11 protein-coding genes and 1 pseudogene are annotated in these 12819 nt (G+C 46.4%); all 12 read right to left on the bottom strand.

The genetic code is table 11. The annotated features are described in order from the left end of the window. Window positions 1-39 precede the first annotated feature (39 nt). The 12 genes and pseudogenes from FLB61_RS06860 to FLB61_RS06805 all read right to left on the bottom strand — a co-directional run bounded on the left by FLB61_RS06860 (window position 40) and on the right by FLB61_RS06805 (window position 12794). On the bottom strand, window positions 40-1218 hold the full coding sequence (locus tag FLB61_RS06860; RefSeq protein WP_221919747.1) for an anti sigma factor C-terminal domain-containing protein: 1179 nt from the start codon (window positions 1216-1218) through the stop codon (window positions 40-42). A 13-nt stretch (window positions 1219-1231) separates the two neighbouring features. Next, the gene (locus tag FLB61_RS06855; protein ID WP_158095398.1) at window positions 1232-1720 is read right to left on the bottom strand and encodes an RNA polymerase sigma factor; all 489 of its coding nucleotides are present in this window, start codon (window positions 1718-1720) and stop codon (window positions 1232-1234) included. Between the two features lie 189 nt (window positions 1721-1909). Continuing rightward, entirely contained in the window at window positions 1910-2935 is a 1026-nt protein-coding gene (locus FLB61_RS06850) for a M42 family metallopeptidase (protein WP_087201493.1), read from the bottom strand. 86 nt (window positions 2936-3021) lie between these two features. Beyond that, complete coding sequence (locus tag FLB61_RS06845) at window positions 3022-3891, bottom strand: AAA family ATPase (RefSeq protein ID WP_221919746.1); 870 nt, start codon at window positions 3889-3891, stop codon at window positions 3022-3024. Between the two features lie 12 nt (window positions 3892-3903). Beyond that, complete coding sequence (locus tag FLB61_RS06840) at window positions 3904-4509, bottom strand: ATP-binding cassette domain-containing protein (RefSeq protein WP_221919745.1); 606 nt, start codon at window positions 4507-4509, stop codon at window positions 3904-3906. A 1-nt stretch (window position 4510) separates the two neighbouring features. After that, complete coding sequence (locus tag FLB61_RS06835) at window positions 4511-5284, bottom strand: ABC transporter permease (RefSeq protein WP_221919744.1); 774 nt, start codon at window positions 5282-5284, stop codon at window positions 4511-4513. Continuing rightward, a complete protein-coding gene (locus FLB61_RS06830) occupies window positions 5262-6302 on the bottom strand; it encodes an ABC transporter substrate-binding protein (protein ID WP_087201484.1) in 1041 nt (346 codons plus the stop codon). Before FLB61_RS06830 ends, FLB61_RS06835 begins: the two co-directional genes overlap by 23 nt. A gap of 111 nt (window positions 6303-6413) precedes the next feature. Next, window positions 6414-8249 (bottom strand): amylosucrase, encoded by a 1836-nt coding sequence (locus FLB61_RS06825; RefSeq protein ID WP_221919743.1) that lies wholly within the window; start codon window positions 8247-8249, stop codon window positions 6414-6416. A 15-nt stretch (window positions 8250-8264) separates the two neighbouring features. Next, window positions 8265-9593, bottom strand: a complete 1329-nt coding sequence (locus FLB61_RS06820; protein WP_221919742.1) for a glycoside hydrolase family 32 protein — start codon at window positions 9591-9593, stop codon at window positions 8265-8267. 81 nt (window positions 9594-9674) lie between these two features. After that, window positions 9675-10535, bottom strand: coding sequence for a carbohydrate ABC transporter permease (locus tag FLB61_RS06815; RefSeq protein WP_087201480.1), 861 nt, complete (start codon window positions 10533-10535; stop codon window positions 9675-9677). Beyond that, window positions 10535-11400: pseudogene (locus FLB61_RS06810) on the bottom strand (carbohydrate ABC transporter permease). The gene FLB61_RS06815 and the pseudogene FLB61_RS06810 overlap by 1 nt, the downstream one beginning before the upstream one ends. Window positions 11401-11417: 17 nt before the next feature. After that, window positions 11418-12794 (bottom strand): ABC transporter substrate-binding protein, encoded by a 1377-nt coding sequence (locus FLB61_RS06805; protein WP_221919741.1) that lies wholly within the window; start codon window positions 12792-12794, stop codon window positions 11418-11420. Window positions 12795-12819 lie beyond the last annotated feature (25 nt).

Below are 12819 nucleotides of genomic sequence, written 5' to 3'. Positions count from 1 at the left end.
TTTTTAAGAATTTTCTTTTGAAAGAGGTCTGCCGCGCTGCTATCTGGAATACTCCGACACTTTGACGTCCAGTATGTCCATACCGTCAATCTCCCCAGAAGCGATAATATCCAGTATATCCTGCCTCTTTCCGTGGATCTGCATACCTACGATATGTATCCCTTCTTTTTTTACTGTCTCCAGCTCCTCTTTGTAGTCGACAGATGACCATCCGGAAACTGCATCTGTCATCATATCGATAAATTCGCCCCGCTCACTCAGGTACTTCAGCATGGACTCATAGTGAAGCGTCCATTTCTCTGCCCGATCGCCGGAATCCATATCCTCCCCCAACGTCCAAAGATACGGGTATTTCTGATTTATCTCTTCTGTCTGATCCGGTATGATCCCGGCACGTTCAAATCCGAATCCATTCATCTGAAGTGCTCCTGTTTTTGATTCAACATAGTTATAGATGATCGATACATCCTGATATTGATCCGCAAATTTCAGCATTTCTTCCACCGTCTTTGCCTCTGGAAATGTAATATTGACCGCCAGGTAAGCAGATTCCGGAAGCGCTGCAATATGCTCTTGCTGATTTTGAAGCTCGGCTTTTGCCAGATCCATGGACGTGTCGTCTTTACCTTCATATATTACCATCCCAAGCTTCGTCCCAATGGCATGATATATCGATGTTCCTTTGAAAGACCTTTCCACGTTTCCGCTTTCTTTGACCTTGCCCCGCACCAGATTGATATAGGCCTTTTCTTCCTCCCCTGTAAAGAGTCGCCCCCATGTAACAGAAAGTCCATATTTTCCGAACCAGTCCGGCTCTGCGTACGCTTGATTTACAATATATCCCGGATTGTGCATCTCGGTGTAGACAGAGAGGTCAAGCATCAGTTGTCCGTCCCCGCCATAAATCTCCCGGATTCCTTTGTTTGGATTGTAGAAAATCTGGCTGCATATCAAGTTGATCAAAAGTATGATTGCGATCAGGACTGCCGCCCCCGAAAAAGAATAGCAAAAGACTTTTCGGTTCACTTTCCCTTTGATCCGACGGATATCTTTCGCATCGGCTTCCTCAATTTCCAGTCCTGTCCGCTCCTCCTCAAGTGTTTCCTCCAGATAGACACTGATGGCCTCAAATTTCTCGATATCCTCTTCGATCCTTCTCGTCGCTTCTTCCGTCGTCTGTCCCTGTCTGTATTTTTTCAACAATTCTTCGTAATTCATGGTATACCTCCTTTCACTCTTCTGCCTCCATCCACTCTTTCAGTTTCTTTCTCGCCCGAAAAAGTCCTGTCTTTACAGATGCTGTCCCTTTTCCGGTAAGCCGGGCAATCTGTGCGATGCTCATTTCTTCAAAGTAAAACATGAAGATCATCTCCCGGTATGCATCCGGCAGTTTCTGGATGCAGGAATATATTTTTCTCGCCTCTTCCTCTCGGATCAGATGTGCCAATGTATCTTCAAGATCATCTGTCTGTTTATCCGATAGTTCCTCGCAAGGATGTCTCTTCCTCCTTCTCATCTGGTCAAGAAAAAGATTGCGGCAAACAGAAAATAGCCAATATTTCACGCTTCCGCTTTTCGTTTCCAACGAAAGGAGCGCTTTGTAAAACGCATCGCTTGCCAGTTCTTCCGCGTCCTGCCTGTTCCGGGCAAGCGAAAGCGCGTACAGATATATGTCTTTGTAGTAAAGCCTGTAGATTTCTTCAAGCTCATCTTTTTTCATAACGCCTCCCCTTCCCTTCTCCGTTGATATCTCATCGGACATCTTCGGCATTTTCCTCTGAGTGTCTGTATCTATACAGAAAACGTTTTTCTTCCAAAAAGGTTACACGAATCTCCCATGAATTACAAAAGTACCGGTATACAAAGGAGCCGATTCTGTCTGTCCTTTATATGCCGGTACTGCTTTATCCTATCCCAAATATTCTTTTAAAAGAAGAAGTGTGTTCTTTGCCCCGTCCACATGGCTTCTTTCATATCCGTGGGAAGCATAGACTCCTGCTCCTATCAGCCCATGGCGGACATCATATCCTGCCGTGAGCGCCGCCTCAGCATCAGACCCGTAGTGTGGATATACGTCTACCGCATAATCCGCACCGGCTCGTTTTGCCGCTTCGATCAGGTTGGACACCACTTCATAGTTGTACGGCCCTTTGCTGTCTTTTGCACAGATGGATACCTGATGTTCTCTGCAGGCAAGTCCTTCCCCGACACACCCCATATCCACGGAAAGTACTTCTGTCACGCCTTCCGGAATGGATGCGGAACCGCCATGTCCTACTTCTTCATAGACGGTCATATGCATGTAAATTTTTCTCTCCGGCACGACGTTGTCTTCCCTGATATGCTTTGCATATCCAAGGAGTATCGCAGCACTTAACTTGTCATCCAAAAACCGACTCTTGATATATCCGCTCTCGGTAATGACTGTTCTCGGTTCGAAACAAACGAAATCTCCTACTGCGATACCAAGCGCCTCCGTCTCCTCTTTCGTAAATACTTTCTCATCCACTACCACTTCCATCACATCATACTTCCGCGGTGTGTCCGCATATTTTCCGTTTACATGCACAGAGGCGTTGCAAAGCTGACATGTTCCGTCAAACATTTTGCCGGACCGTGTCCGTATTCTTACCGTCTCTCCTTCTGCGCTGTTGGCGTCGATCCCACCTACCGGGCAGATCTGAAGACATCCGTTTCCTTTGATCTGAGTGACCATAGCTCCAAGCGTATCCACATGCGCTTCCAGGAAAACTGCATTGTTTTCATCTTCTCCGCCAATCTCGGCGATGACTCCGCCCTTCACTGTACGGTAAGCATGAAATCCAAGTTTTTCAAACTCTTTCAGAAGATAATCCGTAGCCTCCTTCGTATACCCGGATGGGCTGTCGATGGCGAGAAGATTTTTGAGCTGTTCTTTTACATACTCCATATCCATTTTGTATTCCCCCTTCTTTTTCTGCTGTTTTCTGTCATGTCATCCCGGCATAACCTTATTTATTATACCAGACAAAAGCAGACAAGTCACTGCCTGCTGCTTGTAAATTCATCTTTATACTTTTCAAAAAACTCGAAGTAGGATCGCACATTGGGAAGCTCCGTCCATCTTTTGACATCCACTGAATTTTCATCCAGATCATAGATCCGAGCTCCTCGGATAGCCAGGAGAAACGGCGAGTGAGTCGCGATGACAAACTGGCAGCCGAAAAACCTCGCCGAATTCTGTAGAAATTCTGCCAGCTCCTGCTGTCGCTTTGGCGCAAGACTGTTTTCCGGCTCGTCGAGAAGATAAAGCCCATCATCCTTTATTTTTTCCGTAAAGTAGAAAAAAGCGCTCTCCCCGTTTGACTGTTCTCTTATGTTCTCCATCAGATTTTCCCGTACATAGCGAGACTGGGTCTTGCTCCTTGCCATATTTACTTTTTTGAGCTGCTCATAATCTTCCAGTGAGCGCATCTGAAAATGGGAGTACTTTGCATTCAGGTATTCGTCAAAAAGCGCTTCCCTTTTTCGATCGATCCCCATGTTCATCTCTCGTAAATGCAGCATGTAATCAAACACATCGTCGCTTGTGATGATGCGGCTGTCTGCGGGTATGTCGGAGCGGATCTCGCAGTCACACATGGCAGTATAGTCTTCAAAAAAACTGGAACGGTTATAGAGTGTGTCCCTCTTCAGCCCAATCTTCTCAGCCATGACGTTGAGTGCTGTGGATTTCCCGGATCCGTTTCCCCCGTAAAGGATCGTGACCGGTTCAAATTCCAGATACCTGAGCTGATGGCTTGACAGGATCTGAAAGGGATAGACGGTATTGTAACAAGTTCGTTTCAGCTGCATCAAAAACGTGTATTCCTGCTCAATATCAGGAAAAGTAAATTCTTCCAGATAGACCATCCTTTTCCTCCTTTACTGGCTTTCTCCCAACCGATAGATTTCTCCCATCCTGAGTGCTTCCTCCTCCTCATGCGTCACAAACAGCACAGTCTTTCCTTCACAGGATTTTTTCGTGTATTCCATGATCTTCTCTTTCATTTCTTTATCAAGCCCCTTAAAGGGCTCGTCCAAAAAAAGCACATCCCACTCTGCATACAGCGCCCGAAGGAGGGCAACCCTTCTTCTCATGCCTCCGGAAAGCTCCCGCACCGGCTGATTTTCACATCCGGAAAGTCCCGCAGCCTCCATAGCTTTGCGTACTTCCTCCCGTTCCTTTTTCTCCTGCCTGTGGACGCTTTTGCGTCTTACAAGCCGTATATTTGCAGACGCACTGAGATTCTCACAGAGTCTGTCTTCCTGGAACACAGCGCTTTTTTTCATATCCTGAAGCCCTGTCACACTGCCGCTGTCACACTCCTCCAAACCCATCAGTATTCTAAGAAGTGTTGTCTTCCCTGTTCCGGACGGCGCCATAATGCACGTCGTCTTCCCTTTCGGGATAGACAGTGTAAGACCGGAAAAAACTGTGTTGTCTCCGTAGGATTTTGTCAGATTTACGATCTCAATGGCATTCTTCATGCTATTCCATCCTTTCCATCCGATATACCAGCCTGTCTACTATCCATAGAAACAGCCTTTCAAACACGAGACTAATGACGATGATCACAACTGTCCACGCAAAAAGGTCGGGTGTATTCAAGTAAACTTTTGCTTCGTAAAGCTGTTCCCCGATGGATCCGTCCGGTATGCCGATGACTTCTGCTGCGATTCCCGCTTTCCAACAAAGCCCAAGCCCTACCGAACACCCGGTACGGAAAAAAGGCAGTACCTGCTGCACATAGATATACCGTATCCTGACACTTTCCGGGATGTCAAATACTTCCGCCATCTCCAGAAGTTTCGCGTCCATACTCTTGATGCCGTCCAATACATTCGTGTACAGGATCGGAAACACCATCAAAAATGAAATGACAACAGACAGATTTTCCGATGAAACCCAGATGAGCACAAGAATGACAAATGATGCCACCGGGACTGCCTTGACTGCCAGAACTGCCGGTGCGAGAAATTCCTGAACCTTCCGAAATCTGGAGGAAAGTCCGGCACCTATGACAGATAGAAGCATTGCCAGAAGGAATCCTCCGACGATCCTCATAACGGAAAATCCGATAGACTGCCAGAACAGTTTCGTCCGGATCAGTTCCAAAAGTCTCAGCAATACAGCAACAGGAGATACAAGCAGTATCTCCTGTCCAATCCACATACTGACTGCCTGCCATATCAGCAGCCAGACCACTACAGCCCATATTCTGATTTTTCGTTTTTTCTCTCTATCTGCTGTAATAGAAGTCATCTTTCGGCAGTGCTCCTCCTATGGATTTTGGATTTTGTTCGGAAAGAACAGCAAGGTATCCTGAAAGCTGCTCTTTCATATCATCTCCATCAACAAATGTGATATTGCATTTCGGAAGCGCTGTCTTTGCGACTTCTTCTGTCACGATCCCGTATTTTCCAACGAGCTTTGCCGCCTCTTGCGTATTTTCATTTACATATTCCACAGATTCTTCATAGTTATCCAAAAAGCTCTCTACCGCCTCCGGATTCTCCTTTACGAAATCTGTCCTGGCAACGACAACACCCGTGAGCAGCGCGCTTTTTTCCTCTTTTCCCTCCTGAATCTTATCCCACTCTTCCGTGAGATCCAGAGCCACGCGAATGTTTGGGTTCTTTGTCTGCGCTGTCGTAACGAAAGGTTCCGGAAGCATGGCGATGCCATTTGGATCATTTGCCAAAGCAGCCACGCACTCAGAATGTTCACTCTTCCATTCGATCTTCACATCTGATGCCGGATCGATCCCATTAGAGCTTAAAATGTAGGAAAGAGCATATTCCGGTGTGGAGCCTTTGCCGCTTGCATAGATGGTCTTTCCTTTCAGATCTGCCGCAGACTGAACGGTATCGCCACTTTCCACTATGTAGAGTACACCGAGGGTGTTGATTGCAAGCACCTGTACTTTTCCCTTTGTGTTATTGTAGAGAACAGATGCCAGGTTCGCCGGGACAGCCGCGATATCTGCCTCTCCCTGCACAAGCTTCGGTGTGACTTCGTCTGCCGATGCCGCGATCTGGAATTGATACGTATTGTCATCCTCCAATGTTCCTTCGTCGGAATCATTCATGAATTTGACCATTCCCATGGCTGTCGGCCCTTTCAGTGCCATGACATTTACCTCCACCGGGTCTGCCTTCTGTTCCTGTTTTGTCGTCTCTTTTTTTCCTTCTTTGTCGCTGTCCTGGCCTTTTCCGCCGCATCCCATCAGCATGGATGCTGTCATAGCCATGACGAGCAGGATTGAACACAACTTTTTCATAATACTCTCCTTTCTGGTTTTCTATATTCTCAGATATAAATATGATAAATCAATTTGTACTTTCATACAAGGAGTTTTTTCTGAATCTAGTTTTGCTGTGCTCGTTCCTGATTACCTGTCTGATCTTAACCAGTAGAATCCGTGCTTTGGAACTGTGATATTTTCCACAGTCATCTTCCTTCCTGTCAGAAGATCTACAAACGTTCCCTCTTCTTTCATCCACGCAGTCTCGTCCCTGCTGCCAAAGTTAAATATTCCGAAAAACACATCTTTTTCTGTTCTGCGCATGATACAAAGTACGGCGTCATTGTGGACATCGTATGTGTAGACCTCCGCCGAGGATCCAAACACATTCTCCGCCTTTCGGATTTTTTCCAGGCGGTTCAGCCCCTGGAAGACTTTCCCCTGCATAACCGTTTCATCTCTGCGCTTTTTTGCAAATTCCCACAGAAATTTTCCGCGGTGAATGTAGCGGGAATCTCCCGCCTTGTCCGGGTCTTCTTTGTAGCTATAGTCATTTATCTGTCCGATCTCATCTCCGCTGTACAGCATAGGGATCCCGGACTGGCAAAAAATATATGCGTGGAGCATGAGATCCAGGGCGATAGCATCGTCAAGTTTTTCTTTATCCTTCTCAAATCCGGCACTCTCAATTCCGCACATAGATGCGGTTGTCCCGCAAAATCTGGCATCACATGTTACCGGATCATCATTGTACAGTTCGCCCCTGCTCACACTTCCCTCAATCTTTCCGGTAAAATAGTCATTCAGAAATCGCTTGTGCGGGATTTCTTCCATTTTCCACTCTTTGAGTGAAGAAAAATCCAATCCCCATCCTATGTCGTCATGACATCTGAGATAATTCAGGAATGTATATTCCCGCGGCAGTGTATATACCATATCCATCTGTTTCCTGAGAAGGCGCACGTCCTTGGTTGCGACGGTATTCCATATCGTCGCCATTGTCGTCACATTGTAAAGCATATGGCACTCCGGTTTCTCCACTGTCCCGAAATACGGAGCTACTTTCTCCGGTTCCATCACGACTTCTCCCAGAAGCAGTACGCTCGGACATACGATCTCGCTGATCATGCGCATCATCCGCACGATCGTGTGGACCTTCGGAAGATTCCTGCACTGGGTTCCCAGCTCTTTCCATATGTAGGGAACTGCGTCGATACGGATGATATCTATCCCCTGATTTGCCAGGAAAAGGAAGTTGTACATCATCTCATTGAATACCCGTGGATTTCTGTAGTTCAAGTCCCACTGATACGGGTAGAAAGTAGTCATTACATAATGTCCCGCATCGGGAAGCCATGTAAAATTCCCGGGCGCTGTAGCCGGGAATACCTGCGGCACTGTCTCCTCGTATCTCCTTGGTATCTCATCACTGTCATAAAAGAAATATCGGCTCATGTACTCGCTTTCCCCTCTTCTCGCGCGCACAGCCCATTCATGTTCTTCCGACGTATGGTTCATGACAAAATCCATACATACATTCATACCTTTCTCATGGCACGCATCCGCCAGGGATGCAAGATCCTGCATCGTCCCAAGATCCGGTTTCACTTTCCGAAAATCCGCCACCGCATATCCTCCGTCGGAACGACCTTTTGGAGAATCCAGGAAAGGCATCAGGTGGATACAGTTCACATTGCATGATTCCAGGTAAGAAAGTTTGTCTTTTACCCCATTCAAATCTCCGGCAAAGTTATCGATGTAAAGCATCATTCCCAGCATGTCATTTTTCTTGAACCAGTCGGGATTTTTTTCTCTTTGCATATCTCTTTTTCTTAGCCGTGCATTCCGTTTGCAGTAAAACTGATACAGATTATCGCACAGTTCTGCAAACATATCCCCGTTTTCATACAGCTCCATGTAAAGCCATCTCAATTCATCATGGTGCCGTCCCAGCCGTCTCTGAAATATCTCATCTTTTCTCATAATTTCCTCCAAGAATCACTTGTTGCTTTCTGCCGCATACAGACACCATTCGCCCGATGGTTTCCCTTTTATTTCTGTGCTCAATCCATATACGACGCTGCTCAATACGTATTCTCCGTTATTTACATAAATCTCGATCAGATTCTGATCTACATAGATGTCTAAATGGTCTCCTTCTCTGATCTCAGGAGTCTCGGCCTGCATCCGCCAGCTATCATGTGCGGCAAACACCGCTGTCCGGTCTGTGATGATACGTTTTCCTTTTCTCCAGATCTTATATCCTCCAATATCGATCATTTCCCCTTCTTCAAGATCCAGGCTCAACCTGTACCCTGCTTTTCCGGCTTCCGTCGGAGAAGCGATCTGCTTTTGATAAGCCTTCTCCACATTTGGATGAACCCGAAAATAAATGTGTTCTCCTTTTCTCTCCACAACGCGTGGGATACAAAACATTCCTCGCCATCTGCCCTCCACAGCTTCCGGCATCCGCATCCATCCTACCATCACACGGCGCCCGTCTTTATCAACAGTACTCTGCGGTGCATACAGATCAAGTCCATAATCCACAAACTGAAAATTCTCTGAAAACTGTACAGAACAGCTGTGCTCATCAAATTCTATCGGAAGACAGACCGCATGATTTGCCTCCCTTTTCCCATCATTCACTACTCCCATAGGAGAAAGCATTAACACATCTCCGCCTTCAGTCCGGAACAGATCCGGGCATTCCCACATCCATCCAAGTGTCGTCTCCTTTGTCACGCGGCTTACCGGCTTCCACTCTATCAGATCCATACTTCTGTAAAAGAGAAGCTGCCCTCTGTCATCCTTCGTCCTGCTTCCCAGTACCATATACCAGGCATCCTTCCCTCTCCACACTTTGGGATCTCGCGTGTGCGTGCGATCCGCCTGTTCACGGTCTGAAAAAGGCGGAATAATAACCCTCTTCCCGTTGAAATTGTCGAAGGAAAATCCGTCTTCCGAACAAATCATCAGCTGAGTGGATTCATATCTGTCATTCGGATTTTTGTGTATATTCTCTGGGTTTACAACGTCATAGTGTACTCCGGTGTAATAAAGATACATCTTGCCGTCATGCTCAACCGCACTTCCTGAAAAACAGCCATTTTGATCTTCGTATCGAGTAGGGAACAGTGCAACCCCGCAGTGTTCCCAGTTTACCAGATCAGGGCTCACTGCATGCCCCCAATGCATCGTTCCCCACTTCGGGGCATACGGAAAATACTGGTAGAAAAGGTGGTACAATCCTTTATAATAGATAAAACCGTTGGGATCATTGATCCAGTTTCCCGGTGCTTTTAAATGTATTCTGTCTTTTTTCATATCTGTCATTTCTCCATTATATTTGTCTGTGATGAGGCAAAAGAGGGTACGCACAGCTATACCCTCTTACCATTTCTTTCTCTATTTCACTGCACCTGCAACAACACCGCCGATGATCTGTTTCTGAAGGACGATATACAAAATGAGAATCGGGAGAACACATAACAGCAGTCCTGCCATGATCGTTCCGTAATCTGCAGAATATGTACCATAGAAACTATATGTAGAAAGCGGCAAAGTCAGAAGCTTTTTATCTGTCAGCACAAGTGACGGAAGGAGGTAATCATTCCAAAACGCCAGTGAATTGAGGATTACCATCGTTGAAATGATCGGCTTCAAAAGCGGAAGCACGATCTTGAAAAATGTCTGTGAATGGGTGCATCCATCAATGTAAGCTGCTTCCTCCAACGCAATCGGCACATTCCCCTTGATGAATCCGTGGAACATGAATACCGACATGGCCATGGAAAATCCGGTGTGCATGAATATCAACGTCAGTCTGTGGTTCAGTATGTTCAAAGTACCGCCGTAGATGCTTACCAGAGGAATCATGATTGCCTGGAACGGAATGATCATGGATGCAACCATCAGCGCAAATGTGATCTTGGAAACGATATTGTTGTTCCGCACGATGTAATATGCCAGCATTGACGCCAGAAGCGTCACAAGTACGGTCGCAGTAACCGTTACGATCAGAGAGTTTTTGAAAGCATTCAGGAAATCCATCTGTGTAAATGCTTTTACAAAATTGTCAAAGGACAACCCTTTGATCGTAAACAGCCAGGAGAACGGGCTTTTGATAATATCCCTCTTCTGTTTGAGAGAGTTTATCACGACCATGATGAAAGGAAACATGTATGCGATGAATATAATGATCAGGCCGATCATTGCCAGGGCATTTGCCGCTTTTCTCTTTGTTCCTCCGATTGTCGTCTGTTTCATTATGCTTCCACCTCCTGTTTCTTTGTCAGGTATACCTGAATTCCGCTGATACATGCTACTACAATAAACAGAATCAACGCTTCCGCCTGTCCTACGCCAAACTGTCTCGATGTAAATGCCTTTTCATACACGTGCATAGCGGCCATCTCTGTTGTCCCGTAAGGTCCTCCTGATGTCAATGAAAGGTTGACATCGTAAACCATGAATGCTTTTGACAATGTGAGGAACAGGCAGATTGTGATGGACGACATCATAAGCGGAAGGACAATGCTCTTCATCTTTACCCATCCCGACGCTCCGTCGATGCTGGCCGCTTCCATTACATCCTCACTCAGCCCCATGAATCCTGCCACATAAATCAGGATCATATAACCGGAAAGCTGCCATACGCTCACAAGGACCAGGGCTGCAAACGCCAGGTTCGGATCGGAAAGCCAGGACGCCTCAAACATTTCCCACCCGGTACTCTCCCCGATGCTTACAAATACTCTGGAGAACACGAACTGCCAGATATACCCCAGTACGATACCTCCGATCAGGTTTGGTGTGAAAAATCCTGCCCGGAAGAAATTCTGTCCTTTTATTCCTCTTGTGAGTAAATATGCGATCACAAATGCGATCACGTTTACAAGAATCACTACCACGATCACATATTTGAAAGTAAGGAGCAGTGATGTCCAGAATTCTTTATCACGCCTTTAAAGTTCTCAAACCAGATAAAATTTTTTACTTTGGAAACCCCATCCCAGTCGGTAAATGTCAGGTATACTCCGTAAATAAACGGTACGATCACGACCGCGAAAAAACAGAACATTCCCGGCAGTCCGAACATACAGAAATCTTTCCCTTTGTTTCTTGATTTCATATTTTACCCCTTCTTTCCTATTCCTGTTCTGCCCAGTAGTCTTCGATAGACTCGATCAGTTCATCTCTGTCACTGCGGCCCGCCAGATATTTCTGCATTGCAGCGCCGAGCACTGACCAGTGGTCATTCGGAACGATCGCTGATGCGTTGAATGCCTCTCCGCTTTGTACCTTCTCATAAATATTTCTGCTGAGCGGGTCCGTCGGTTCGTATGGGTTATTCTGGAACGGCGGGATCAGATTACATGTATACACAAGCATCTGCTGTCCGATTTCACTGTATACGATCCAGTTCAGAAACTCTTTTGCCGCTGCCTGCTCTTTCTCGGAAGCCACCTGGCCATCCAGCATAACCTGCTTGGACGGAGATCCCTGGATCTGCTGGTTTGCAAAATCACTTGGATCGTTATTCATAAAATACGGAAGGAAGCCATATTCATCGTCTGTCTCTGCTCCGGCTTCCTCAAGGTTCGGCCATGCCCAGTTTCCGTTTAGCCAAAACGCAGTTTTTCCATCTGCCAGATCGATGGCCATCTCATCGTAATCCGCCCCGAGAGGGTCTTTTTGTGCCACATTGTATTTTTTGAGAATATCAAACATGTTCAGGAAATCGCTCATTCTGCTGTAGCTCTTAAGATCCAGATCGCCGTCTTTGATCATCTCGATCACTTCCTGAGCACCGGCAGATGTTCCGTCATACGTTTCGTACACATACTGTAACTGGTGCGCTCCAAGTGACCAGTCTTCCTTTGCAAGAGAAATCGGTCTCTCCATTCCGGCCTTCTTCAGCTTCTCAAGCACCTCCACAAAATCATCCTGTGTTTTGATTTCTGAAGGGTCAAATTCTTCTCCCAGTGTCTTCTCGATAGCTGACTTATTATAGATGATTCCTCTTCCTTCAATACAGAGCGGGAAACTGTACACGTGTCCATTTACCTCGGTTAGGTAACCTTCCGCTTCCGCTGTCCACGCTTCGTTCGACAAATCTGCCGCTTTTTCTTCGGCCAGAGCGATGACATCTGTTGTATCCAAAATCGATAATGTCGGCGGTGTTCCGGAATTGTACAGGCTGACTACCTTCGTATAAGGAGAATCCCCGTCTGACACCGGCATGATTTCCACATGTACCCCTGCCTTTTCCTCAAATATCTTGGCCATCTCCTCCAGGGCCGTCTGGATCTCTGCTTTGGAATTCAAAACAGAAATATTTGTTCCTTCCAAACTGGAATCATACTCAAATGTATCAATAGAAGTATCAATCGGAATCTCCTCTTCCACCTCATTTGGATCATCCGGGTCACTGGCGAAACCAAACGTACAGCCTGACAGCGTTGTCACTGCCAATACAGCTGTAAGCGCTGAGGCCAGCACCCTTGCCACAAGTTTTTTCTTCATTGGCTTTCCCTCCGTTTCTCTCACA

It is taken from the genome of Sellimonas caecigallum (genome assembly GCF_019754295.1).
GTDB lineage: Bacteria > Bacillota > Clostridia > Lachnospirales > Lachnospiraceae > Sellimonas > Sellimonas caecigallum.
Note: the sequence above shows the minus strand (reverse complement) of the source record. Positions and strands in the feature narration are given on the sequence as shown.

Bases quoted from the DNA above. Each gene is read 5' to 3' on its own strand.
- FLB61_RS06850 (WP_087201493.1), bottom strand. From the start codon at position 2,935: ATGGATATGGAGTATGTAAAAGAACAGCTCAAAAATCTTCTCGCCATC.
- FLB61_RS06815 (WP_087201480.1), bottom strand. From the start codon at position 10,535: ATGAAACAGACGACAATCGGAGGAACAAAGAGAAAAGCGGCAAATGCC.
- FLB61_RS06855 (WP_158095398.1), bottom strand. From the start codon at position 1,720: ATGAAAAAAGATGAGCTTGAAGAAATCTACAGGCTTTACTACAAAGAC.
- FLB61_RS06820 (WP_221919742.1), bottom strand. From the start codon at position 9,593: ATGAAAAAAGACAGAATACATTTAAAAGCACCGGGAAACTGGATCAAT.
- FLB61_RS06825 (WP_221919743.1), bottom strand. From the start codon at position 8,249: ATGAGAAAAGATGAGATATTTCAGAGACGGCTGGGACGGCACCATGAT.
- FLB61_RS06845 (WP_221919746.1), bottom strand. From the start codon at position 3,891: ATGGTCTATCTGGAAGAATTTACTTTTCCTGATATTGAGCAGGAATAC.
- FLB61_RS06830 (WP_087201484.1), bottom strand. From the start codon at position 6,302: ATGAAAAAGTTGTGTTCAATCCTGCTCGTCATGGCTATGACAGCATCC.
- FLB61_RS06835 (WP_221919744.1), bottom strand. From the start codon at position 5,284: ATGACTTCTATTACAGCAGATAGAGAGAAAAAACGAAAAATCAGAATA.
- FLB61_RS06860 (WP_221919747.1), bottom strand. From the start codon at position 1,218: ATGAATTACGAAGAATTGTTGAAAAAATACAGACAGGGACAGACGACG.
- FLB61_RS06840 (WP_221919745.1), bottom strand. From the start codon at position 4,509: ATGAAGAATGCCATTGAGATCGTAAATCTGACAAAATCCTACGGAGAC.
- FLB61_RS06805 (WP_221919741.1), bottom strand. From the start codon at position 12,794: ATGAAGAAAAAACTTGTGGCAAGGGTGCTGGCCTCAGCGCTTACAGCT.